This window comes from Novosphingobium sp. CECT 9465, assembly GCF_920987055.1.
Classification (GTDB): domain Bacteria; phylum Pseudomonadota; class Alphaproteobacteria; order Sphingomonadales; family Sphingomonadaceae; genus Novosphingobium.
Map to the genome: position 1 here is coordinate 638,412 of NZ_CAKLBX010000001.1, position 22,443 is coordinate 660,854.

General features: G+C 63.4%; 21 protein-coding genes. 9 read left to right on the top strand and 12 right to left on the bottom strand.

Going from position 1 to position 22,443, the window contains the following annotated elements:
- Positions 1-11 precede the first annotated feature (11 nt).
- A complete protein-coding gene (locus LUA85_RS03110; RefSeq protein ID WP_231466876.1) occupies positions 12-587 on the top strand; it encodes an ABC-type transport auxiliary lipoprotein family protein in 576 nt (191 codons plus the stop codon).
- Here the strand turns inward: LUA85_RS03110 and LUA85_RS03115 are convergent.
- The 6 genes from LUA85_RS03115 to crcB are packed head-to-tail and all read right to left on the bottom strand — an operon-like array spanning position 584 to position 4,611.
- Positions 584-1,279 (bottom strand): ATP12 family chaperone protein, encoded by a 696-nt coding sequence (locus LUA85_RS03115; RefSeq protein ID WP_231466877.1) that lies wholly within the window; start codon positions 1,277-1,279, stop codon positions 584-586. The genes LUA85_RS03110 and LUA85_RS03115 overlap by 4 nt on opposite strands.
- Positions 1,276-1,509, bottom strand: coding sequence for a hypothetical protein (locus LUA85_RS03120; protein WP_231466878.1), 234 nt, complete (start codon positions 1,507-1,509; stop codon positions 1,276-1,278). The genes LUA85_RS03115 and LUA85_RS03120 overlap by 4 nt, the downstream gene beginning before the upstream one ends.
- Entirely contained in the window at positions 1,506-2,162 is a 657-nt protein-coding gene (locus LUA85_RS03125) for an HAD-IA family hydrolase (protein WP_231466879.1), read from the bottom strand. Before LUA85_RS03125 ends, LUA85_RS03120 begins: the two co-directional genes overlap by 4 nt.
- On the bottom strand, positions 2,159-2,761 hold the full coding sequence (locus LUA85_RS03130) for an FMN-binding negative transcriptional regulator (RefSeq protein ID WP_231466880.1): 603 nt from the start codon (positions 2,759-2,761) through the stop codon (positions 2,159-2,161). The genes LUA85_RS03125 and LUA85_RS03130 overlap by 4 nt, the downstream gene beginning before the upstream one ends.
- A gap of 9 nt (positions 2,762-2,770) precedes the next feature.
- A complete protein-coding gene (locus LUA85_RS03135; RefSeq protein WP_231466881.1) occupies positions 2,771-4,213 on the bottom strand; it encodes an RluA family pseudouridine synthase in 1,443 nt (480 codons plus the stop codon).
- Positions 4,210-4,611, bottom strand: coding sequence for a fluoride efflux transporter CrcB (crcB, locus tag LUA85_RS03140; protein WP_231466882.1), 402 nt, complete (start codon positions 4,609-4,611; stop codon positions 4,210-4,212). Before crcB ends, LUA85_RS03135 begins: the two co-directional genes overlap by 4 nt.
- Before the next feature lie 186 nt (positions 4,612-4,797).
- On the opposite strand from crcB, the gene rpsU reads away from it, so the two are divergent.
- The 6 genes from rpsU (at position 4,798) to gatB (ending at position 10,317) form a co-directional block, all read left to right on the top strand.
- Entirely contained in the window at positions 4,798-5,004 is a 207-nt protein-coding gene (rpsU, locus tag LUA85_RS03145) for a 30S ribosomal protein S21 (RefSeq protein ID WP_011446475.1), read from the top strand.
- A 149-nt stretch (positions 5,005-5,153) separates the two neighbouring features.
- Positions 5,154-5,735 (top strand): FKBP-type peptidyl-prolyl cis-trans isomerase, encoded by a 582-nt coding sequence (locus LUA85_RS03150; protein ID WP_231466883.1) that lies wholly within the window; start codon positions 5,154-5,156, stop codon positions 5,733-5,735.
- Between the two features lie 106 nt (positions 5,736-5,841).
- On the top strand, positions 5,842-6,144 hold the full coding sequence (gene gatC, locus LUA85_RS03155; protein WP_231466884.1) for an Asp-tRNA(Asn)/Glu-tRNA(Gln) amidotransferase subunit GatC: 303 nt from the start codon (positions 5,842-5,844) through the stop codon (positions 6,142-6,144).
- Positions 6,144-7,628 carry an Asp-tRNA(Asn)/Glu-tRNA(Gln) amidotransferase subunit GatA gene (gene gatA, locus LUA85_RS03160; RefSeq protein WP_231466885.1) on the top strand — a complete coding sequence of 495 codons (1,485 nt, stop codon included), beginning with the start codon at positions 6,144-6,146 and terminating at the stop codon, positions 7,626-7,628. Before gatC ends, gatA begins: the two co-directional genes overlap by 1 nt.
- On the top strand, positions 7,622-8,782 hold the full coding sequence (locus LUA85_RS03165) for an acyltransferase (protein WP_231466886.1): 1,161 nt from the start codon (positions 7,622-7,624) through the stop codon (positions 8,780-8,782). The genes gatA and LUA85_RS03165 overlap by 7 nt, the downstream gene beginning before the upstream one ends.
- Positions 8,783-8,823: 41 nt before the next feature.
- Positions 8,824-10,317 (top strand): Asp-tRNA(Asn)/Glu-tRNA(Gln) amidotransferase subunit GatB, encoded by a 1,494-nt coding sequence (gatB, locus tag LUA85_RS03170; protein ID WP_231466887.1) that lies wholly within the window; start codon positions 8,824-8,826, stop codon positions 10,315-10,317.
- A gap of 246 nt (positions 10,318-10,563) precedes the next feature.
- Here the strand turns inward: gatB and LUA85_RS03175 are convergent, their stop codons facing one another.
- Both LUA85_RS03175 and LUA85_RS03180 read right to left on the bottom strand, forming a co-directional pair.
- On the bottom strand, positions 10,564-10,860 hold the full coding sequence (locus tag LUA85_RS03175) for a hypothetical protein (protein ID WP_231466888.1): 297 nt from the start codon (positions 10,858-10,860) through the stop codon (positions 10,564-10,566).
- Positions 10,861-10,929: 69 nt separating this feature from the next.
- A complete protein-coding gene (locus LUA85_RS03180; RefSeq protein WP_231466889.1) occupies positions 10,930-13,785 on the bottom strand; it encodes a pitrilysin family protein in 2,856 nt (951 codons plus the stop codon).
- 209 nt (positions 13,786-13,994) lie between these two features.
- On the opposite strand from LUA85_RS03180, the gene LUA85_RS03185 reads away from it, so the two are divergent.
- Entirely contained in the window at positions 13,995-15,614 is a 1,620-nt protein-coding gene (locus LUA85_RS03185; protein ID WP_231466890.1) for a M28 family metallopeptidase, read from the top strand.
- A gap of 256 nt (positions 15,615-15,870) precedes the next feature.
- Positions 15,871-18,450, top strand: coding sequence for an ATP-dependent chaperone ClpB (gene clpB / locus LUA85_RS03190; protein WP_231466891.1), 2,580 nt, complete (start codon positions 15,871-15,873; stop codon positions 18,448-18,450).
- A gap of 82 nt (positions 18,451-18,532) precedes the next feature.
- Here clpB and LUA85_RS03195 read toward each other — a convergent pair whose 3' ends face one another.
- The 4 genes from LUA85_RS03195 to LUA85_RS03210 all read right to left on the bottom strand — a co-directional run bounded on the left by LUA85_RS03195 (position 18,533) and on the right by LUA85_RS03210 (position 22,333).
- A complete protein-coding gene (locus LUA85_RS03195; protein ID WP_231466892.1) occupies positions 18,533-18,877 on the bottom strand; it encodes an energy transducer TonB in 345 nt (114 codons plus the stop codon).
- Positions 18,878-18,927: 50 nt separating this feature from the next.
- Positions 18,928-20,817, bottom strand: coding sequence for a methyl-accepting chemotaxis protein (locus LUA85_RS03200; protein ID WP_231466893.1), 1,890 nt, complete (start codon positions 20,815-20,817; stop codon positions 18,928-18,930).
- A gap of 188 nt (positions 20,818-21,005) precedes the next feature.
- Positions 21,006-21,422, bottom strand: a complete 417-nt coding sequence (locus LUA85_RS03205) for a secondary thiamine-phosphate synthase enzyme YjbQ (protein ID WP_231471750.1) — start codon at positions 21,420-21,422, stop codon at positions 21,006-21,008.
- A gap of 26 nt (positions 21,423-21,448) precedes the next feature.
- A complete protein-coding gene (locus tag LUA85_RS03210; RefSeq protein ID WP_231466894.1) occupies positions 21,449-22,333 on the bottom strand; it encodes an amidohydrolase family protein in 885 nt (294 codons plus the stop codon).
- Positions 22,334-22,443 lie beyond the last annotated feature (110 nt).

The window sequence follows — 22,443 nt, forward strand, 5'->3', positions numbered from 1 at the left end:
AGGCGAGAGAGATGATCCGCAAAACCCTGATCGCGATGTCGCTCTCCACCGCGCTGGCGGGCTGTGTCAGCCTTGGCCCGAAGGTGCCCGACACGCTGCTCTCGCTCCGCCCGACCAGCGCACCCGCCGCGGGCGCGACATCAAGCGGTACGTTCGGCACCGCGCTGGCCGTGATCGAACCTGCGGCCGAAGCGCGGCTTGCGGTCAATCGCGTTCCGGTGCAGATCGATGACGCCAATGTCGCCTATCTCAAGAAGACGATGTGGGTGGAACGCCCCTCGCGGCTGTTCCAGCGCCTGCTGGCGGAAACGATCCGGGCCAGAGGCAATCGGCTGGTGATCGAAGGCGATCCGGGCAGTGACGGACCGAAACTTTCGGGGCGTCTACTGGACATGGGCTATGACGCGCGCACCCGCTCTGCGATTGTCCGCTACGATGCGATCAAGGAAACCGGCGGGGGCAGAATCGAAACCCGCCGCTTCGAAAGCGTGGTCCCGGTCACCGATGCCGAGGCGAAATACGTCGGCCCGGCGCTGAACGAAGCCGCGAACACCGTCGCGCAGGCCGTGGCGGAGTGGGTGGGCTAACCCCGCGCCAGCGCCGCAAACCGGGCCGCTGCGGCAAAGGCAGCGGCACGCCTGGCGCGCAGTTCGATGGCTTCCCAGTCCTTGCCCCAGAGTTCGGCCTGCCAGTCTTCTTCCAGATTGGCGGCATCCCACAGCGCGTCGATGTCTGCGTTGGGGGCAAGCGCGGCAAGGCCGATCACCAGTGATGCGGCAAGGCCTGCGGTATTGCGCAGCGCTGCCAGCGAAAAGGCATCCAGCATGGCAAGTTCGTCGCGCAGCCGCGCCAGCGTTTCGGGTGGCTGGGGCTTGTGGATCACGCCTGCGATCCGCACGAACCGCACACCAAGCCGCGTTTCGGCCTCTGTCAGCAACGGTTCCCACATCAGCCGCTGGCGCGCAGCAAAAGCCTCGTCCGGCTCTGCGCGATAGCACAGCGTGTCTGTATCGGCATAAGGCAGCAGGCTTTCGATGGCGGCTGCGGGATCGCGCGCAACAACGTCCAGCGCAAAGTCGGCCATGTCGCGCAGAAGGAACAGCGCCGGGTTGATCTCGTCACCCTGTTCCGCCCATTCCTGCGCCATGGCTTCCGCCAGCGCGCGCGTTGGCACGATCTGCGGACGCGCGCTGACCGTCTTGATCGCCCGTCCATCCAGATGCACCCCGAAGCCGCCTGCGGCCTCGGCAACGGTCACGTCACGGTAAAAACGCTTCATTCTCGTGGAGACCTCCAGCGGCGCGCAAGGAAGCGCGGCAGCGCGTAGAATTCGATCAGGCCGATGGCGGCCAGGGTATAGCCCGCTTCGGGCGGCAGGCCGGCGGCCCATGCAGGCGCCTTGCCTGCAATCAAGACGACCGCCAGCAGCACCAGCACCGCGCCCGAAAGGCGCGCCAGTTGCAGAACGGCGAAGCGCTTCGCCGCAAGATCGTCGGGCGATGTTGTCATGCCATGCCTTTCAGCAGATCGCGCAAGTGGCCAACGCTGATGGCGACTTCCGCAGCCCCGGCGGCGATCAGTTCATGCGAATCGTGATACCCCCAGTCCACTCCGAAGCCGGTTACCCCGGCGTTGCAGGCCATGGCGATGTCATAGACGGTATCGCCGATCATCGCAGTGCGCGCGCGGTCTGCGCCCGCATCGGCGATGCATTGTTCGATCATCGATGGATCGGGCTTCGACGGGTGCCGGTCCGCGGTCTGGAGCGATACGAAATGCTTCGTCAGCCCGTGCGCGGCAAGGCAGTGGGCAAGGCCACGGTCCGACTTTCCCGTGGCGACGGCCAGTTGCCAACCGTCGTCCGACAATTCCTCGATCAACCCGGCGATACCTTTGTACAACGGCTCTCCTACCGCGCCTGCATCGCGGCGCGCGCGGAAAGCATCCTTGTAAAGCTGGGTCAGGTCAGCGTGGACCGCATGCGCGCCCTGAGGGTGCAACTGACGCATCGCCTCATGCAGTGAAAGACCGACGACGCGGCGGGTGGCGTGTCGTTCGGGCGGGACGAGACCGGCAGCGGAAAATGCGGCGTCCATCGCGGCACAGATATCGGCCTGGCTGTCCACCAGTGTACCGTCGCAATCGAATATCGCCAATTTCATGGGATCAGCCTGCGCATGAGTTCAGCCATCGCCGGAGAACCTTCGGCTTCAAGCCCTGCGGCAATCTGTGTGCGCTCCTCAGCCGACTTGTTCTGCGAAAGCTTGAACGTGGGTCGCCACGCTTGCACTTCCATCTCGAAGCCGACGATGGCAGTCATCATCTTGCGCAAGGCATCGGGCGGGGTCTTGTCCATCGTCCACGGCTTGCCATCGGCAATGCGCGCTTCGTTTGCGGCGGTCAGGTTTTCGAGCAGGGCGAGCAGCCCGTCCTGATCCATTCGCCGCACCCGGCCTTCCAATTCCAGCGCCACGTAGTTCCATGTCGGGACTTGTGCCTGATCAGCATACCAGCGTGGTGAAACATAGCCGTCCGGCCCGTTGACCACCGCCAGCGCGGTCATCCCGTCCAGATGCCGCGCCAGCGCATTGCCGCGCGCCAGATGGAATTGCACCGCCCCGTCCCCGGTCGAATGCAGCGGTACATGGGCGACGCGCGGGCCATCGGGCGTGGCAGCAAACACCATGCCGAAGCCGACTTGCGCGATCAGCGCCTCATGCAGATCACGGTCGTCATGGCGGAAGGCAGGGTTGGGATGCATCGGCGCGCGTCAGCCAGCCTTGCCCTTCGGCGGACCCTTGGGCCGTGCGGGCGCGGCGCGGGGGGCAGCAGGCTTGCGCCCCGCAGGTTTGCGCCCCGCAGGTTTGTCGCCCGCCGGTTTGCCACCCGCTGACTTGCCACCGACAGGTTTGCCCGCAGCGGGCTTGCGCGGGGCAGGCTTCCTGTCCCCAAGCGGGGGCTTGCCAACAGGCTTTGTGCCAGACCGCGCGGGCGCACCGTCCACGGGCTTCCTCACGCCGGACTTGCGCTTGGGTGCCGCTGCCGCTTCGGCCACGGCGCGCTTGCCTGTGGCCTTGCGACCGCCGCCGCCCGAAGCCGTGCCGCCATCGGCGCGCTTGCGGCGTTCGCCACGGCGCTCCTTGCGGTATTCCTTCGAATGCGCCTTGGCCGCGCGCTTTTGCATGGTCTTTTCGGGGATCGGCTTGATCGGATCGATTGCCAGATCGCCGTCTTCTTCGTGGAAGCCAAGCTGCGCCATGCTGGCCGCGAAGTGATCGGGCAGGGGGGCGGTCACGTCGATCAGATCGCCTTCGGGATGTTCGATCCGCAGGCGGCGCGCGTGCAGATGCATCTTGCGGCTGATGCTGCCAGTCAGGAACGCGGCCTGCCCGCCATACTTGCCATCACCCACAATCGGATGCCCGATGGCGGCCATATGTACGCGCAACTGGTGGGTGCGGCCGGTCAGCGGTTGCAGCTCGACCCATGCCGCCGAATTGCCCGCACGGCTGATCACGCGATAGCGGGTGCGGGCAGACTGCCCTTCGCCGCTTTCATCGACCATCATCTTTTCGCCGCCGGTGCCCGGCTGCTTGGACAGCGGCAATTCGATCATGCCGTCCTTGATATCGGGAATGCCGACGATCAGCGCCCAGTAGATCTTGCGCGCGGTGCGGCCGGAAAAGCGCTTGGAAAAGAACGCCGCACTGTTGGCCGAGCGCGCAATGAGCAGTACGCCCGACGTGTCCTTGTCGAGCCGGTGGACCAGACGCGGGCGCGCATCGGTTTCGCCCACGAACGCATCGAGCAGTCCGTCGACATGCTCATAGGTGCCGCTGCCGCCTTGTGTGGCAAGGCCCGGCGGCTTGTTGAGGATGATCGCCGCGCGATCCTGTTCCAGCACCATCGATTCGGCGAGTTCGATCTGGGCATCGGTCAGCGGCTTGCGGACACGCGGTCCCCTGGGACCGGGAGGTAGCGCGCCGCCCGGCGGTACACGCACGACCTGGCCCTTCAGGACCCGCGTATCGACATCAGCGCGCTTGCCGTCCACGCGGATCTGCCCGGTGCGCGCCCAGCGCGATACCATGGCAAAGCCAACCTCCGGCAGATGGCGCTTGAACCAGCGGTCGAGCCGCACGTCGTCATCGTCATGCTGGACGGTGAACTGGCGGACGTGATCGTCGCCCGATTTCTTCGGTGCCTTGCTCATGCGATGGCCCTTGTAATGAAAAGGCCGATAAACAAGCCTGCAATTCCTGCGATGACTGACCCGGCGGCATAGAGTGCCGCCATGCCGAACATGCCCTTTTCGATCAGCAATGCCGATTCAAGGCTGAAAGCCGAGAACGTGGTAAAGCCGCCCAGCACACCGACGCCGACCAGCAGCCGCCACACTTCTCCGGCGGTTCCCTGGCGGGCAAGCCATCCGGCCAGCAGGCCCATCAGCAGGCTTCCGGCAAAATTGATCGAAAACGTGCCCCAGGGGAACACGGCATTGGGACCGGCAGCCACGCCGATCAGGCGCCCGGCGTGGTAACGCAGCACCGCCCCGCTTGCGCCGCCAAGGGCGACCAGCGTAGAGGCCTGCAATGTCGAAGGGTGGTTCATGCCGCGCCCCTTAGACTGTCAGTGCGCGAATTGCACGACTTTGCTTGCCTTTGCTGCCCAATTTGGGTAGTGGCCCGCCGGTCCGAGCCGATCCCGTTGGATTCGGCCCGTTTAGTGTTTCCATGAATTGTGGTGACTCCCGCAGGCATAGCGGGCTCTCGCCGTAAGATTGAGGTATAGCGGTTTATGCAGATTCTCGTTCGCGATAACAACGTCGACCAGGCCCTTCGTGCGCTCAAGAAGAAGCTGCAGCGCGAAGGTGTGTATCGCGAAATGAAGCTGCGCCGTCACTTCGAAAAGCCGTCGGAAAAGCGCGCTCGCGAGAAGGCTGCCGCCGTTCGCCGCGCTCGCAAGCTTGAACGCAAGCGCCAGGAACGTGACGGCGCGAAGTAGGACCGGAAGGGGCCATCGCGCCCCATCTGGCTACTTGCCGTTTCGGCCCGCTTGGGCCAAGAGGGCGCCGTAACCCGGCGCCCTTTTCTGTGTCCGGGACCCATCGAATCCGGCGCGACTCGTGCGAGTCGCGACTCCAGGGGGAAAACATGTCGGAAGTCACCCGCGTTCCGTTGCAGCCTGTCGCCAAAGGCTCGCTCACCAAGATATGGCTTGGCGTGATCGTCGCCGTGCTGATCGGTTCGGGCGTTGCCTATGCCACCCGTTACAAGGGCGTTTCGATCGAAACGGTGAAGGCCGGTGCCGGCGCATCGCCTACCAAAAGCGACGTTGCTCTGATCAACTATGTCGGTCGCCTGGCCACCGGCAAGGAGTTCGATCGTGGTGAGCGCGCCGTGCTGCCGCTCGAAACCGTGATCCCCGGTTTCTCCGAAGGTCTGGCCAAGATGCAGAAGGGCGGCAAGTACGTCCTCGAAATCCCGGCCGACAAGGCTTACGGTGCCGAAGAGAAGCGCAATCCGCAGACCGGCGAAGTCGTCATTCCTGCCAACAGCGATCTCGTTTTCGAAATCGAACTGATCGACTACAAAAGCTCCGCCGAGCTTGAGCAGCAGCGCATGATGCTCGAACAGATGCAGAAGATGCAGGGCGGTGCAGGTGGCGCTCCGGGCGGTATGCCGCAGGGCATGCCCCAGGAGATGCCGATGCCCGAAGGCGCGCCACAACCCTGATCGCGCCGGGGGAGGGGCCATCCGGTCTCGCCTCGGCTTGAAGCACGCCGCGCGCTCTGGTAGCGCGCGGCGTTTCCATGTTATCGCGCGTTGAAAGTATCCGACCATGTCCGTAGATACCGCCACGGTGGCAAAGATCGCCTCGCTGGCCCGCATAAAGGTCTCCGAGGCAGAGCTTGAGGCGATGGTGCCCGAACTGAACGGCATTCTCGCCTGGGTCGAACAGCTCGCCGAAGTCGATGTTACCGGGATCGAGCCGATGACTGCCGTCATCCCCAACACACAGCGGCTGCGCGACGATGTGGTGAACGCCGATCCGCTGACCGGCGGCAACATGCGCGATGCGGTGCTGGCCAATGCCCCTGCGCCGGAACACGGCTTCTTCGGCGTTCCCAAGGTGATCGAATAATGACCAATCTGACCGATCTTGGCATCGCTGCCATCCGCAAGGGCGTGGTAGATGGTGATTTCACTGCCACCGAAGTGGCCACCGCGTTCAACGCGGCGGTTTCCGAGGCACAGTCCGCGCTCAATGCCTTCATCATCACCACGCCGGAAAAAGCGCTGGAAGCAGCAGCGCAGGTTGATGCGGACCGCGCTGCCGGAAAGCCGCTCGGCACCATGGCAGGTGTGCCCATCGGCATGAAGGATCTGTTCGCCACCCATGGCGTACAGACCACCGCTGCCTCGAAAATTCTCGAAGGCTTCAAGCCGCAGTACGAATCGACCGTTTCGCGGAATCTGTGGAACGCAGGCGCGGGCATGCTGGGCAAGCTCAATCTCGATCAGTTCGCGATGGGTTCTTCCAACGAAACCAGCGCCTTCGGCAATGTCATCTCGCCGTGGCGTCGGCCGAACGACACCGCGCCGCTGGCACCAGGCGGCTCGTCGGGCGGCTCGTCCACTGCGGTTTCCGCGCGCCTTGCACCTGCGGCCACCGGCACTGACACCGGCGGTTCGATCCGCCAGCCCGCTGCGTTTACTGGTATTTCGGGCATCAAGCCGACGTATGGCCGCTGCTCGCGCTGGGGTATCGTCGCTTTCGCCTCGTCGCTCGATCAGGCAGGCCCGATGGCGCGTGATGTGACCGATTGCGCGATCATGCTCGAAGCCATGGCCGGGTTCGATCCCAAGGATTCGACCAGCCTTGACCTGCCCGTGCCGGAATGGACGGCGAACCTTTCCGGCGACATGCGTGGGCGCAAGGTTGGCATCCCGCGCGAATACCGTCTCGACGGCATGGACCCGGACGTGGCGAAATCGTGGGATGATGGCATCGCCTGGCTGAAGGACGCAGGCGCGGAAATCGTCGAGATCAGCCTGCCCCACACCAAGTATGCGCTGCCGACGTATTACATCATTGCACCCGCCGAAGCCTCGTCGAACCTCGCCCGCTACGATGGTGTGCGCTATGGCCTGCGTGACCTTCCCGATGGCGCGGGCTTGCAGGACATGTACGCCGCCACCCGCGCCGCAGGGTTCGGGCCGGAAGTGAAGCGCCGCATCATGATCGGTACTTATGTGCTCTCGGCGGGTTTCTATGATGCCTATTACACGCAGGCGCAGAAGGTCCGCGCGCTGATCGCGCGTGATTTCACCGAAGCATTCAAGTTGTGCGACGTGATCCTTGCCCCCACCGCGCCGTCCTCGGCCTTCGCGCTGGGCGAAAAGAGCGCCGATCCGCTGGAAATGTACCTGAACGACGTGTTCTCGGTGCCCGCCAGTCTGGCAGGTCTGCCCGCGATGTCGGTTCCGGCCGGGCTTGACCGCAGCGGTCTGCCGCTCGGCCTGCAAGTGATCGGCAAGGCGTTCGACGAACAGGGCGTGCTCAACGCAGGACTGGCCATCGAGACCCGCGCCGCATTCACCGCGCGCCCGGAGAAGTGGTGGTAACTTTCGCGCAGGATCGCAATGGCGGGGGCGCGGTCGCCCGTTATCCGGTCCTTGATGCCTTGCGCGGCCTTGCGGCGCTGGGTGTGGTGTTTCACCACATCCCGGCCAGTTCGGGCCTTTCCGCCGCTGGATGGGACATCAATTTCGGCAGGCTCGTCGATTTGTTTTTCGTAATCTCCGGCTTCGTGATTACCTCGGCCTACGGCACACGCCTTGCTGGCGGATTTTCATTCCTGCGGTTCGCATGGCTCCGCTGGGGTCGTATCTGGCCTTTGCACGCGGTGATGCTGGCGCTGTTCCTGATCGCGATGGCCGGGCTAGGGCTCGCACGGCCAGACATGCGTGTGAACGGCATCCTCGCGGGGCGTCAGGACATCGCCGATCTGCCTGCCGCCTTGCTGTTGCTCAATGGCTTCGTGCCAATCACAGGCATGGCGTGGAACCACCCAAGCTGGTCGGTTTCCATCGAAATGGTGTTGTACGTCCTCGCTGCGCTGGCTTGGCGCTGGCTGGGGCAAGGCGCGGTGGCAGCGGCACTGATCGCAGCAGCTCTGGCGCTGGCGATGCTCTTGCTTGATCCCGAAGCGCTGGGCCTTGCCTATGACCTGGCACGCGGCATCGCCGGTTTCGGTCTTGGCATGGCCCTGCATGCTGTTTTCACTGCGCTTCGCCCGTCTGCAAATTCATCTTCGGCGCTGTTTACTGCACTGGAAATCACCGCGCTCGTTGCGCTTGGTGCCGTTCTGTGGGGTAGTGGCAATATTGCCGCGTTTGATCTTGCCGCCGTGGCCTTTGTCGGCCTTGGGGCAATTGGCAAGGGGATGGTGTCAAAGCTCCTCGAAACCCGTCCGTTCCAGTTGCTCGGTACGCTGTCCTACGCGCTCTACATGGTCCATGTCTTCGTGATCGGGCGCGTGTTCGATCTGCTCGGCGTGGTGCAGGGCAGGCTGGGCATGACCATCGCCGAAACCCGATTTGGCGGAGCCGATACATTGGTGGGGCCGGACTGGCAGGCAGACCTCGCCAAGCTGACAATCATCGCCATCTGCCTTGCGGCCGCATGGCCCGCCGCCGTCCTGATTGAGCGCCCTGCGAGAGCGTGGTCGCGCCGCAAGGCTGCTTCATTTCCCTCAACGCCAGTTTCGGGCAACTGACCTCTTCCCAACTGCACACTCACACCTTATCGGGCAACACCATGAGCGACTATCGTATCCAGGGCGACACCGGCGAATGGGAGGTCGTGATCGGCCTTGAAGTCCATGCGCAGATCACCACCCATGCCAAACTGTTCTCCGGCGCAGCGACAGCATTCGGGGCTGAACCGAACACGCAGGTCAGCCTGGTCGATGCGGCAATGCCCGGCATGCTGCCCGTGCCCAACCGCGAATGCATCCGGCAGGCCGTGCGCACCGGCATGGCGATCAACGCCCAGATCAACAAGTGGTCGCGGTTTGACCGGAAGAACTACTTCTACGCCGATCTTCCGCAGGGCTACCAGATCAGCCAGCTTTACCACCCCATCGTGGGTGAAGGCGCGATCGAGATCCAGATCGATGACAAGAACCCGGACGCGACCAAGACCATCGGCGTCGAACGCATCCATGTGGAGCAGGATGCGGGCAAGCTGATGCACGATCAGCACCCGACGATGTCCTACGTCGATCTCAACCGGTCGGGCGTGGCGCTGATGGAAATCGTCAGCCGCCCGGACATGGGTTCGCCCGCCGAAGCCGGAGCCTATCTGTCGAAGCTGCGCACGATCCTGCGTTTCGTCGGTTCGTGCGATGGCAACATGGATCAGGGATCGATGCGCGCAGACGTCAATGTCTCGGTGCGCAAGCCCGGCGGCGAACTCGGCACCCGGACCGAGACCAAGAACGTCAATTCGGTCCGTTTCGTGATGGCCGTGGTCGAACAGGAAGCAAAGCGCCAGGTCGCGCTGATCGAGGACGGCGGCAAGGTCGTGCAGGAAACGCGCCTCTACGATCCCGATCGCAATGAAACGCGCTCGATGCGTTCGAAGGAAGACGCGCACGATTATCGCTACTTCCCCGACCCCGATCTGCTGCCATTGGTGCTGGACGACGCCTTCCTGGACGAATGCCGCGCAAGCCTGCCCGAACTGCCCGACGCCAAGCGCCGCCGTTACGAATCCGCGCTCGGCCTTTCGCCCTACAACGCCAATGTCCTGACCGCCGATGTCGAAACCGCGCGCTGGTTCGAACTGCTGCTGGCTGAAACGGCCGCCAAAGCCAGCAAGAGCGAGGCCGAAGTTGCCAAGCAGGCTGCCAACTGGCTGATCTCCGAACTGTTCGGCGCGCTGAACAAGCTGGGCAAAAGCCTCGAAACCTCGCCGGTCAGCCCGGCTGCGGGGGCGGAACTGCTCGCGCTCGTGGCCGATTCCACCATCTCCGGCTCCATCGCGAAGCAGGTGCTGGAAAAGATGCTGGAAACCGGCGATGGTGCCGCCCTGATCGTCGAACGCGATGGCCTGAAGCAGACGACCGACACCGGCGCCATCGAAGCCGCCATCGACACGATCCTGGCCAACAACGCCGACAAGGTGGAGCAGTACAAGGCTGGCAAGGAAGCGCTGTTCGGCTTCTTCGTCGGCCAGACGATGAAGGCGATGCAGGGCAAGGCCAACCCGCAGATGATCAACGAATTGTTGAAAAAGAAACTGGCCTGATCGTCATCTCATCCGCAAACGAACGGCGATCATGTCGGTTGCAAACATCACGCCGTCATTGCGAGGAGGCGAAGCCGGCGAAGCAATCCAGTGTCGTTACACACCGCTCTGGATTGCTTCACCTAGCTGCGCGAGGCTCGCAACGACGAAGCCAGCGCTTGTGTTCGCAACCGATATAATCGCCAAACGAAAAGGGGGAGGGCCGCAAAGCCCTCTCCTTTTCGTTTCTGCCTGAAGCGGCGTCCTTCAGGCTCGCACACCCTCCATCGGGAACGAACCGAACATCCCTGCGGTTACGGTGCCGCTCAGCGTATCGCCGTCGACCGTCGCCGTGCAGTCCAGCGTCATCGGCATGGGCACGGTCATGTTCATCTGCCAGGTCAGGGTGTTGCCATTCACCTTGCCGTTTTCGACGTGCATCGATCCCATTTGGCCGCTGTTGGTCCCGGTGAAGCTGTCGCCATCAGGGTTGACGGTGAATGTGCTGATCTGGTCGCCCATCGGGGTGTGGGTTACACAATTGTAGCTGCCGGCAACGGACATGGGTCACTCTCCATTTGGTGTTGCCGGCAGATTATCTACAATCATGTCAATAGCAAGACTGCTCCGGTCTCACTTTGTCGCAGCCACTTCCTCGATCGGCAGGCCAAGGTCGGCAAGCTGTGGCTTCACGGTGGCCGCATCGCCAACCACCACCCATACCATGCCATCGCCCGAAATTTTCGAGCGGAACGCCTTGTCGGCATCGGCCGTGGTCATCTTGCCATAACGCGTGGCCAGCGTTTCGTAGTAATCGTCGGGCCGCTTGTAGTTCACGATCTTGGCCATGCCGTCGAGCACGGCGGCGCTGGTTTCGAACATGCCGGGCAGTTCGCGGGCGCTGCCCTTGGTCGACCAGTCGAGTTCCTCCGGCCTGACCCCGCCGGTGCTGGTGAAAGTGTCGATTTCCTTGCGGATTTCGGCGATGGCCGCGCCGGTCTTGTCGCTCTGTACCGGCGCGATCACGCGGAAGCTGATCCGGTCGAGCGGTTCGGTCACGCCATTGTACGTGCCATAGCTCCAGCCTTTGCTTTCGCGCAGGTTCATGTTGATCCGGCCCAGGAAATTGCCGCCCAACACGTCATTCGCCGTGCCGAGCGCCACGAGATCGTCGGTGCCCTTGGCATCGATCACCTTGCCACCGGAGATATACGATTGCGGCGATCCGGGGCGATCGACCAGAATGACGCGCGCCTTGGGGGCAGGGACCGGAACCGTGAAGTCCTTGATCGGGCGCGCCATGCGATTGGCCTTCCAGTTGCCGAACGATCCGTCGAGCATCTTCACCACCTGATCCAGCGTGGTATCGCCCACCACGAAGATCCGCGCCGTATCCGGGCGGAACCAGCGCGCGTGGAACGCGGCCAGATCATCGCGTTTCAGGGTTTTCACCACTTCGGGATCGCCCTTGCCGCTTGGCGGGAAGGCATAGGGAAATTGCGTGCCGAACAGCGCGGGGTTCAACACGCGATTGGCCAGTGAAGCCGGGTCCTTCATCTCGGCCGCGATCCCGGCGAGTTGTTGTGTGCGGACGCGCTCCAGCTCGGCCGGATCGAGCCTGGGATGCAGCACCACGTCCGAAAGCAGGCCCAGCGAGGGTGCAAGGTTCGATGACAGCGCATCCAGTTGGAACGATGTCATGTCTGGATTGGCAGAGAGGCGGATGCTGGCTCCCAGCCGTTCCTGCTCGCGCGCCAGAGCGGACGCATCCAGCGTCTGTGTGCCTTCGTCTATGAGATTCAGCAGCAGCGATTGCGTGCCCAGCGCAGACTTCGGATCGGCGGCATAGCCTGCATCGAAGCTGACCCGAACCGATACGGTCGGCACCACAGTCCGCCGCGCGAAGTAGACCGGAATGCCGTTCTTGAGCATCGCCCGCTCGATCGTCGGGAAATCCAGTGGAGTGAGTTCACCCACCGCAGGCAGCTTCGAACGGTCCGCCGGGGTGACATTGGAAACCGGCGCACCCTTGGCCATGGCATCGGGATCGCGGAAGTAGGCGGGGCGGCTGCCCGTCGCCTCGCGCGTGAAGAATCCGCCGCGCCCTTCGCCACCCTCTGTACGCGCCCCCGGCTCCACGGTCAGCGCGAAGACCGGGCGCGTCAGCCACTTCTGCATGGCGGCGGCCACTTCGCCCGGCTGCATCGCGGCAATGCGGGCGAGTTCCGTGCGATAGTGCTGCGGATCGCCGTTGTAGAGCAGGCCTTCAGCCAGTGTCGGCGCCTTGCCGCTGCCGCCGCCGGTGCGCTCAAGCCCGCGAATTTCGCCCGCCGTGGCCGATGTCGCCGCGCGCAGCATTTCGTCTGCCGTCGGCCCTTCCTTGATGAACTTCGCGATCTCGGTGTCCAGCGCGGCAGCGACCTTCGCGGCATCCTGCCCCGGAGTCACATCGGCCTGCACCACGAACTGCCCGGCCTGCGCAAAGATCGAGGCGCTGGCGGCAACCGCCACGGCCACCTTCTGCTGGCGCACCAGCGCATCGTCGAGCCGCGACGAGGCAAGCCCGCCCAGTACCGATGCGGCCAGATCGAGCGGCAGGTAATCGGGATTGTCCAGCCCCGGCACGGCCCACATGCGATAGATGCGCGTGGTTGCCACCTGATCCCTGATCGTCTTGGCCAGCGGCGCGGGCAGGGTCGGCACGGGTGCGCTTACCGGCCTGATCGCGGGGCCGGAGGGGATAGCGCCGAACCATTTGGCGACCTTCGCCTTTGCCGTCGTCACATCCACATCGCCTGCCAGCACCAGGATCGCGTTGTTCGGGCCGTAGTTGTCCTTGAACCATCCCTTCACGTCATCAAGGCTGGCCGAATCGAGATCCGCCATCGAACCGATGGTCGAGTGATGATACGGATGGCCGGACGGGTAGAGGTTTTCGAGCTGTTCGTATTCGACCAGGCCGAATGGATCATTGTCGCCTTGCCGCTTTTCGTTCTGCACGACGCCGCGCTGATTATCGAGCACACCCTGTGTCACCGCGCCAAGCAGGTGCCCCATGCGGTCGCTTTCCATCATCAGCGTCATGTCGAGCGCGGCTGTGGGCACGGTCTGGTAGTAGTTGGTGCGGTCGAACCATGTCGTGCCGTTCAGGTCGGTTGCGCCCACCTGTTGCAATGGTTGGAAGAAATCGCCGGGCACGTTTTCGGTGCCGTTGAACATCAGGTGTTCGAACAGGTGGGCAAAGCCGGTCTTGCCCTTCGGCTCGTTCTTTGAACCCACCCCATACCAGATCGATACCGCCACGACCGGAGCCTTGCGGTCGGTATGGACCAGTACGGTCAATCCGTTGTCCAGCTTGAAGCTTTCGTAGGGGATCTGCACTTTGGCGACGAGATCGGCCAGTGGAACCGGTTTCGCCGCTTGCGCAAGCGCCTGGGCGGGAAGTGTGGCGGCGATGGCAAGCAGGCTGGCGGTAAAAAGTCGCTGCATGATGTTCCCGAAGGCTGGCGGCGGCATCTTGTGATGCTCGCGATGAAGATAACGGTCCTGATGGAGTCCAGCCTGAATGCAGACCAGCGATCGATCAAGATTTAGTTTGTGCAGAAACTTTCTAGTGCTCATCATCGCGCGCGCAAGGGGGCCATGCCGATAGGGCTGGTGCCGCTTTCACCAATTCGACAAACGACGAAGAGAGACCGATGAACGTCAAGCCAGCCCTGATCGCCGCCCTTCTCGCCACTGTTGCCACGCCCGCCTTCGCGCAAGGTCCGGTGTTCGATGCAGAGGCGGTCCGCGCTCACGTCACCTTCCTTGCCGACGATCTGCTCGAAGGCCGCGATACGGGATCGCGCGGGTATGACATTGCGGCGAATTACGTCGCATCGCAGTTCATCGCCATGGGCCTGAAGCCTGCTGCGGCAGATGGCACGTTCTTCCAGAAGCTGACGGTGCGCGAGGCGCGGCTGGACGGTGCGCCGAAGCTGATTCTGAACTTCGGCGGCAAGGACACGGTGCTGTCCGATACCGCCCAAGTGCTGGTACGGCCAAGCCTTGCCGAAAAGGCGGTCACGCTGGATGCGCCGATGGTGTTTGCAGGCTTCGGCTTCGATCGGCCTGACCTGGGTTTCGATGACTACAAGGGCCTGGATGTGACGGGCAAGATCGTGGTCGTCCTCACCGGATTCCCCAAGGGCATGCCAAGCGAACTGGGCGCGCACCTCAATTCGGAAAAGGCGGTCATGGCGATGAAGCGCGGCGCGGTTGCCCTGATCGCCATTCCCACCATCGAGGACACCGCCCGTCGCCCGTGGGAGAAACGCGTTGCGATTTCCGATGGTCCGGCCAAGGGCTGGGTTGGCGCCGATGGCAAGGCGTTCAGCCGCGCGCCCGGCATCAAGGCCTCGATCACGCTGAACCCCGATGCCGCCGCGCCGCTGTTTGCCGCTGCGAAAAAGCCATTGGCGAAAGTTCGGGCGGCTGCGGACAAAAAGGGCGGTAGGCCCAAGGGCTTTGCGCTGCCGGGCAAGGCCAGTCTGTCGCTCGCCAGCACATGGAAGGACGTGACCAGCGCCAATGTGGTCGCCATGCTGCCGGGAAGCGATGCGAAGCTGGCGGGTGAATTCGTCGGCATGACCGCGCATCTCGATCACATCGGCATCCACGGCAAGGGTGAGGATACGCTGCATAATGGCGCGATGGACAATGCGTCGGGCGTCGCCACCATGCTCGAAGTCGCCAAGGCCATCGCAACGGAAAAGCCGCGCCGTTCGGTGCTGTTTGCTGCGCTGACCGGCGAGGAAGGCGGGCTGATCGGTTCCGACTTCCTTGCGCGCCACCCGGTCGCCAGCAGTGATCTTGTCGCCGTCGTCAATTTCGACATGCCGGTGCTCACTTACATGTTCACCGATGTCGTCGCGTTCGGCGCGGAAAACTCTACCATGGGTCCGGTCGTGGCCGATGCGGCGCGCAAGGCAGGCATCAAGCTTTCGCCTGATCCCATACCCGAAGAAGGTCTGTTCACGCGGTCGGATCACTACCGTTTCGTGCAGCAGGGCGTGCCTGCCGTGTTCATGATGACGGGCTTCGAAGGCCCCGGCGAAAAGGCGTTCCGCGATTTCCTCAAGACCAATTATCACCAGCCCAGCGATGACCTGAAGCTGCCGTTCAACTGGGATGCTGCGGCGCTCTTCGCCAAGGTCAATTACTTCACCGTGCAATCGCTCGCCAATGCCGATGAACGCCCGCGCTGGTATGCGAACAGCTTCTTCGGCAAGGAATTTACACCGGGTGCTGCGAAGGCAAATGATCCGGCGAAATGATGGGGAGCGGATGCCCACCCCGCTGCGACTAACCTCGCCTACGGCTCGCTAAGTCTCGCGGCCCTCCCGCAAGCGGTAGGGCCGATCACAACAACGCCCCCCTCCCGTTTACGGGAGGGGTTGGGGGTGGGCTTGCACAACTTGCGTTCAATCAACGCACCGCCCCTGATCGAGTGCTAAACCACTTTTGTCCGCACAGCCCTTGTGTTGCGAAAAAGCCACACCATGTTCTGCGCAACAGGAGGACGCTCTACCCATGAACCTCGAAAAATTCACTGACCGCGCCAAGGGTTTCCTGCAAGCCGCGCAAACCGTTGCCATCCGCATGAGCCATCAGCGGATTACCGCCGAACACATCCTCAAGGCCCTGCTCGAAGACAGCGAAGGCATGGCGAGCGGGCTGATCCAGCGTGCAGGCGGTAATGCCGCCATTGCACAGGCCGAGGTAGACAAGGCGCTGGCCAAACTGGCCGCCGTGTCCGGTTCAGGCGCACAGCAGACGCCCGGTCTGGACAATGATGCCGTGCGTGTGCTCGACCAGGCCGAACAGGTCGCCACCAAATCGGGTGACAGCTTCGTCACCGTCGAGCGCATGCTCGTCGCGCTGGCGCTCGCCACCACCACGGCTGCGGGACAAGCGCTAAAGGCTGCGAACGTCACCCCGCAGGCACTCGAAGCCGCGATCACCGCCTTGCGCGGTGGCCGCAGCGCTGACAGCGCGAGCGCCGAAAACGCCTATGACGCGATGAAGAAATACGCCCGCGACCTGACCGAGGCCGCGCGCGAGGGCAAGCTCGATCCGGTGATTGGCCGCGACGAGGAAATTCGCCGCACCGTGCAGATTCTTGCCCGCCGCACCAAGAACAACCCCGCGCTGATCGGCGAACCCGGCGTCGGCAAGACCGCCATCGCCGAAGGACTTGCGCTGCGCATCGCCAATGGCGACGTGCCCGACAGTCTCAAGGACCGCCGCCTGATGGCGCTCGACATGGGCAGCCTGATTGCAGGGGCCAAGTATCGTGGCGAGTTCGAGGAACGCCTCAAGGCGGTGCTTGACGAGGTGAAGGGCGCCGAGGGCGAGATCATCCTGTTCATTGACGAGATGCACACCCTGATCGGGGCAGGCAAGGGCGAGGGCGCTATGGATGCGTCGAACCTGCTCAAGCCCGCTCTCGCGCGCGGCGAACTGCACTGCATCGGCGCCACCACGCTCGACGAATACCAGAAGTATGTCGAGAAGGACCCCGCGCTGCAACGCCGGTTCCAGCCGGTGTTCGTGGGCGAGCCGACCGTGGAAGACACGATTTCCATCCTGCGCGGCATCAAAGACAAGTACGAGCTGCACCACGGCGTGCGCATCGCCGATGGCGCGATCGTGGCGGCGGCCACTCTGTCCAATCGTTACATCGCCGACCGCTTTCTGCCGGACAAGGCCATCGACCTGATGGACGAGGCCGCCAGCCGCATCCGCATGGAAGTGGAAAGCAAGCCGGAGGAAATCGAGAAGCTCGATCGCAAGATCATCCAGCTAAAGATCGAGGAGATGGCGCTCGCCAAGGAAGTCGATACCGCGTCGAAGGACCGGCTGGCGAACCTGCGCGAGGAGCTTGCCAATCTTGAGCAACAGTCTTCGGAATTGACCACTCGCTGGCAGAACGAGCGTGACAAGATCGCCGCCGAGGGCAAGATCAAGGAAGCGCTCGACGCTGCCCGCAGCGAACTGGAAATGGCACAGCGCGCTGGCGATCTCGCCAAAGCCGGTGAGCTTGCCTATGGCCGCATTCCCGAACTGGAAAGGCAGTTGGCCGAGGCCGAAGGCGTCAGCCAGAACGCCATGCTGCGCGAGGAAGTGACCGCCGAGGACATCGCCGCCGTCGTCAGCAAGTGGACCGGCGTTCCGGTCGACCGGATGATGGAAGGCGAGCGTGAAAAGCTGCTCAAGATGGAGCACGTGATCGGTGAACGCGTGATCGGCCAGAAGGACGCGGTCCTTGCGGTGTCAAAGGCCGTGAGGCGTGCGCGCGCGGGGCTTCAGGACCCGAACCGCCCGTTGGGCAGCTTCCTGTTCCTCGGTCCCACCGGCGTCGGCAAGACCGAACTGACCAAGGCGCTGGCAGGGTTCCTTTTCGATGACGACAGCGCGATGGTCCGCATCGACATGTCGGAGTTCATGGAGAAGCACTCGGTCAGCCGGTTGATCGGCGCGCCTCCAGGCTATGTTGGTTATGATGAAGGCGGCGTTCTCACCGAAGCGGTTCGCAGGCGACCCTATCAGGTCGTGCTGTTCGACGAGGTCGAGAAAGCGCATTCCGATGTGTTCAACGTGCTGCTGCAAGTCCTCGACGATGGCCGCCTGACCGATGGTCAGGGCCGCGTGGTCGATTTCACCAACACGCTGATCATCCTGACCAGCAACCTCGGCAGCCAGTATCTCGCCAATCTGGAAGAGGGGCAGGACGTTGCCAGCGTCGAACCGCAAGTGATGGATATCGTGCGCGGCCATTTCCGCCCCGAATTTCTCAACCGGCTGGACGAGATCATCCTGTTCCACCGCCTGGGCCACGAACACATGGCCCCGATCGTGGAAATCCAGGTCGGCCGTGTGCAGAAGCTGCTCAAGGACCGCAAGATCGTGCTCGACCTGACCGACGCTGCAAAGCGCTGGCTGGGGCGTGTCGGCTACGACCCGGTCTATGGCGCAAGGCCGCTCAAGCGCGCGGTCCAGCGGCATTTGCAGGACCCGCTCGCGGAGCGTCTGCTCGCGGGAGAGATTCCCGACGGCAGCACCGTCACCATTGACGAAGGCGATGGCGCGCTGTCGTTCTCGGTGGGCTGAACGTGAAAAAGGGGGCGGTCCCTTGCGGGGCCGCCCCATTCATCCTGCCGGCAAGGGGGGACCGGCGGCGTATTGCGTCACATCAGAGCAGTTTCCACGTTACCGGCACGACCAGAGAAGTGGCACCGCCCGGCGGTGGTGGAACAGTGCCCGCGCGCGTGGCCATCGCCAGCGCTTCCTTGTCGAGCGTTGCCGAGCCGGAGGGTGCGACCAGTTCGGTACGTTCGATCGCGCCGCCCGAACCGACGTAGACTTTCACACGCGCCGTGCCTTCCTCGCCGCGCATCTGTGCCGAGCGCGGATAGGTCTGCTTCGAAGCGATGATGCGCGAAACCTGGCGCTGCCATTCCGGCGACTGGGCGAACGATGCTGTCGTCGTCATCGAAAGCGCGGTCATTCCAAGTGCGATTTTTCCGATCAGTTTCATGGGATACAGTCCTTGCAGTTTGATGGATGATTCAGGGCGGTGGATAGGCGTCAGAACTCGTTCCAATCTTCGGCATCGGCCTTCAGCGCGGTGTTCCCGTAAGTTGCGGCAGGGCGCGGTGCCGGTGCAGGGCGGGGTGATGGCGCTGGCGGCGCATATGCCGCAGTCGGTTCGCGCGATGGCTGGCGCTGCGGCGCCAAGCTTGCCGTGCCACTGCCCAGTTCGAAGCGGCCAAGCTGGTCGACCAGCGCCACGGTCTCGGTCGCAAGGTTGCGTGTGCCTGCCGAGCTTTCCTCGACCATCGCGGCATTCTGCTGGGTGAATGCGTCCATCGAACCGACCATCGAGGAAATGTCGGCGATGCCCGCAGCCTGCTGCCCGGCGGCTTCGGCAATCTGTTCGACCAGAGCCGAAACCGCGCTGACTTCGGCGACGATCTGGCGCAGCGCCTCACCGCTCGATTCCACCAGGGCAACGCCGCCGCTGACTTCATCGGTGCTCTTGCTGATCAGTTCGCGGATCGATTTGGCAGCGTCCGACGAGCGCTGGGCCAGTGCCCGCACTTCGGTGGCGACAACCGCAAAGCCCTTGCCCGCATCGCCAGCGCGCGCCGCCTCGACGCCGGCGTTCAGCGCCAGCAGGTTGGTCTGGAAGGCGATCCCGTCGATGACGTTGACGATTTCGGCCATTTCGCGCGAGCTGGTCTCGATGCTGCGCATGGCGGCCACCGCGCGATTGGCGGTATCGCCCACGCTGTCGGCAGTGCTGCGCGCCACGGTCAGCCGCGAACTGGTCTGCTTGGCGTTTTCCGCAGTCGTCTTGACCGATGTGGTGAACTCGCTGAGCGTGCGCGAGGTTTCGGCCAGCGAATTGGCCTGCTGTTCGGTGCGCAGTGACAGATCGGTGGCCGCGCTGGCGATTTCGTCGGTGCCCAGCCTGATCGTATTGCACCCGTCGGCGATCTTGCTGAGAACCCGTTCGAGCGAGGCGACAGCGGCGTTGTAATCGACATGCAGCTTGGCCAGCGCGCCGCTGCCGTTTTCGGGCACGCGGAAGGTCAGCTTGCCATCGGCCAGTGCGGTCAGGCCTTCGCCGATGGCGTCGATCGTCATCTGCGTTTCGCGGGCATTGGCCTTTTCGGCTTCAGCACGGGCATGATCGGATGCAAATACATCGCGGAACTGGTCAAGCGCGCGGGCAAGTTGACCCAGTTCGTCATTGCGGTGCAGGCCCGGCACCACGACGGCGTGATCGCCGCCGATCAGACGCCCCACGGCTTCGGCCATGCGGACCACGGGCTTTGCGACGTTGCGCATCAGGAAGGCCAGCAGCCCCAGTGCTGCGACAAGTCCGAGACCGATCGCCGCCAGCGTGAACTTGCGAGCAGCAGCATAGATTTCTTCGCTATGGGCAGCGACTGCGTCGGACGCTTTCTGGTTTACCTCGATGGCAGCCAGAATCGCATCTTCAAGCGCGTAGAAGGTGTCCAGCGCTTCGGAATTGTGGATCGCCTGTGCGGCGCTGCTGTCGCCTGCCAGCGCCAGAGACTGCATCTGGTCGTCCTGGCCGATGGAGGTGTTCCACGCCTCGCGGATGGCGCCGAGGGCGGTCTTCTGTTCGGGCGTCGAAGCCAGCTTCTCATAATCGCTCAAACCGCCATCGATGGCGACGCGCGCGTTCTTCAGCAGCTTCTGGCTGCGCGCTACCGCTTCGGGCGATGGCGCATCGAACATCTCATCCTGCTTCAGGCGATATTGCGATGTGTAGGCGTGAATATCGCCAAGCGTGGCGGCGGCGGGCATCCAGCGGTCGCGCTGTTCGGCGGCAATCGCGTTGACCTCGCCAATCTTGATGATGGCGAACAAGCCCATACCGCCCATCACCGCCAGAAGCAGCGCAAAGGCGGCGATGAACTTGGCCGAAATGTTGAACTTGAACATCGTCACTCCCCGATAGCCGATCCGGCATGGTGCCTTGGGTAACGGGGGAAGCGGAATCTTGCGTAAGGCGGGGGCTTCGTATTGCTGCGCAGGGTCAGGCAGGAAAATTTAACCTGATCGTCAGGCGATAAGTCGCGTTATCGGGCCGAAGTCGTGGTTGCAGGCATCACCGGATGGTTAACCGCAAATCAAGTTCCGATAAGATGCAGCATGATCAGGCGGCGGTGCGGTGCGTGGCGGTGCTCGCAAAGGTAGATCCCTTGCCATGTGCCAAGCGCCGGGCGCCCCGCCAGGACCGGAATGGACAAGGAGACCCCCGTGAGGATCGATTTGAGGTGAGCGGGCATGTCGTCCGGCCCTTCGTCATCGTGGGCGTAACCCGCATTTTCGGGGGCAATCCGGTTCAGCCAGCGCGCCACGTCGCCCCGCACTTCGGGCGCGGCATTTTCCTGAATGCACAGCGAGGCGGACGTGTGGCGGCAGAACACGGTCAGCAGCCCGGTGGCCATGCCCTGCGCCTCTACCCATTGGCAGACTTCACGGGTCATTTCATGCAGGCCCTGTCCGGGCGTGGCGATGGCGAGTTCGGTCGAGGACTGGCGCAAGGTCATGCGCCAGCCCCTTACACCATTCAATCCGCCCAGTAGAGCCGCATCGGATTGTCGATCAGCAACTTGTGCTGCAATCCGGCGGTGGGCGCGATGCGCGGGATCATGTCCACCAGGTGGCCGTCGTCGGGGATCTCGGTGTCCATGTTCGGGTGCGGCCAGTCGGTGCCCCACAATACGCGGTCCTGATAATCCGCCACCAGCGGGGCGACCGCATCGGCAAACGCGTTCCACGGATCGCCCGCGCCGCCTTCCTTGATCGCGTCTAGCCGGTCGGGGCAGGTCGCCTTGAACCAGATATCATCGCGGCTGTTCAGGAAATTGCGGAACGCCTTCATGTCCGCGCCGTCCGGCCCTTGGGTCACGTCAGGACGGCCCATGTGATCGATGACCAGCGGCACCGGGATCGCGTCCATGAAGGGGCGCAGTTCTTCCAGAATGTCGGCTTCGAAATAAATCACCACGTGCCAGCCCTTGGGCAACCGTTGCGCCACTTCCAGGAACTTGTCCCTGGGGGCATTATCCACCAGCCGCTTCAGGAAATTGAAGCGGATGCCGCGAATGCCGCCGTGATGCAGCGCATGCAGGTCAGCCTCGGAAATCGCTGGATCGACCACGGCCACACCGCGCGCCTTTCCGTTCGACCTGGCAATGGCATCGAGCGTGGCGGCATTGTCCGTGCCGTGGCAGCTCGCCTGCACGATCACGTTCCTGTCGAAGCCGAGATGATCGCGTAAACCGAACAGCATGTTTGGCCCTGCGTCCTGCGGCAGGTACTTGGCCTTGGCGCTGAACGGGAACTGCGCCATCGGCCCGAACACGTGGCAATGCGCGTCGACGGCGCCTGCGGGCGGGGTGTAGCGCGGCTTTGACGGGTTGGAATGCCAGCTCAGAATGCGGTCGCTCATGGTCTACGTTCCTGTTTTGTCATTGCGAGGAGCCGATGGCGACGCGGCAATCCAGAGTTGTTCAGTGGGACTCTGGATTGCGTCGCTGCGATCGCAGTGACGAAGTGATC

What these genes read in the sequence shown, in the direction of transcription:
- LUA85_RS03110 (WP_231466876.1), top strand. Translation starts at nt 12, where the DNA reads ATGATCCGCAAAACCCTGATCGCGATGTCGCTCTCCACCGCGCTGGCG.
- LUA85_RS03115 (WP_231466877.1), bottom strand. Translation starts at nt 1,279, where the DNA reads ATGAAGCGTTTTTACCGTGACGTGACCGTTGCCGAGGCCGCAGGCGGC.
- LUA85_RS03120 (WP_231466878.1), bottom strand. Translation starts at nt 1,509, where the DNA reads ATGACAACATCGCCCGACGATCTTGCGGCGAAGCGCTTCGCCGTTCTG.
- LUA85_RS03125 (WP_231466879.1), bottom strand. Translation starts at nt 2,162, where the DNA reads ATGAAATTGGCGATATTCGATTGCGACGGTACACTGGTGGACAGCCAG.
- LUA85_RS03130 (WP_231466880.1), bottom strand. Translation starts at nt 2,761, where the DNA reads ATGCATCCCAACCCTGCCTTCCGCCATGACGACCGTGATCTGCATGAG.
- LUA85_RS03135 (WP_231466881.1), bottom strand. Translation starts at nt 4,213, where the DNA reads ATGAGCAAGGCACCGAAGAAATCGGGCGACGATCACGTCCGCCAGTTC.
- crcB (WP_231466882.1), bottom strand. Translation starts at nt 4,611, where the DNA reads ATGAACCACCCTTCGACATTGCAGGCCTCTACGCTGGTCGCCCTTGGC.
- rpsU (WP_011446475.1), top strand. Translation starts at nt 4,798, where the DNA reads ATGCAGATTCTCGTTCGCGATAACAACGTCGACCAGGCCCTTCGTGCG.
- LUA85_RS03150 (WP_231466883.1), top strand. Translation starts at nt 5,154, where the DNA reads ATGTCGGAAGTCACCCGCGTTCCGTTGCAGCCTGTCGCCAAAGGCTCG.
- gatC (WP_231466884.1), top strand. Translation starts at nt 5,842, where the DNA reads ATGTCCGTAGATACCGCCACGGTGGCAAAGATCGCCTCGCTGGCCCGC.
- gatA (WP_231466885.1), top strand. Translation starts at nt 6,144, where the DNA reads ATGACCAATCTGACCGATCTTGGCATCGCTGCCATCCGCAAGGGCGTG.
- gatB (WP_231466887.1), top strand. Translation starts at nt 8,824, where the DNA reads ATGAGCGACTATCGTATCCAGGGCGACACCGGCGAATGGGAGGTCGTG.
- LUA85_RS03175 (WP_231466888.1), bottom strand. Translation starts at nt 10,860, where the DNA reads ATGTCCGTTGCCGGCAGCTACAATTGTGTAACCCACACCCCGATGGGC.
- LUA85_RS03180 (WP_231466889.1), bottom strand. Translation starts at nt 13,785, where the DNA reads ATGCAGCGACTTTTTACCGCCAGCCTGCTTGCCATCGCCGCCACACTT.
- LUA85_RS03185 (WP_231466890.1), top strand. Translation starts at nt 13,995, where the DNA reads ATGAACGTCAAGCCAGCCCTGATCGCCGCCCTTCTCGCCACTGTTGCC.
- clpB (WP_231466891.1), top strand. Translation starts at nt 15,871, where the DNA reads ATGAACCTCGAAAAATTCACTGACCGCGCCAAGGGTTTCCTGCAAGCC.
- LUA85_RS03195 (WP_231466892.1), bottom strand. Translation starts at nt 18,877, where the DNA reads ATGAAACTGATCGGAAAAATCGCACTTGGAATGACCGCGCTTTCGATG.
- LUA85_RS03200 (WP_231466893.1), bottom strand. Translation starts at nt 20,817, where the DNA reads ATGTTCAAGTTCAACATTTCGGCCAAGTTCATCGCCGCCTTTGCGCTG.
- LUA85_RS03210 (WP_231466894.1), bottom strand. Translation starts at nt 22,333, where the DNA reads ATGAGCGACCGCATTCTGAGCTGGCATTCCAACCCGTCAAAGCCGCGC.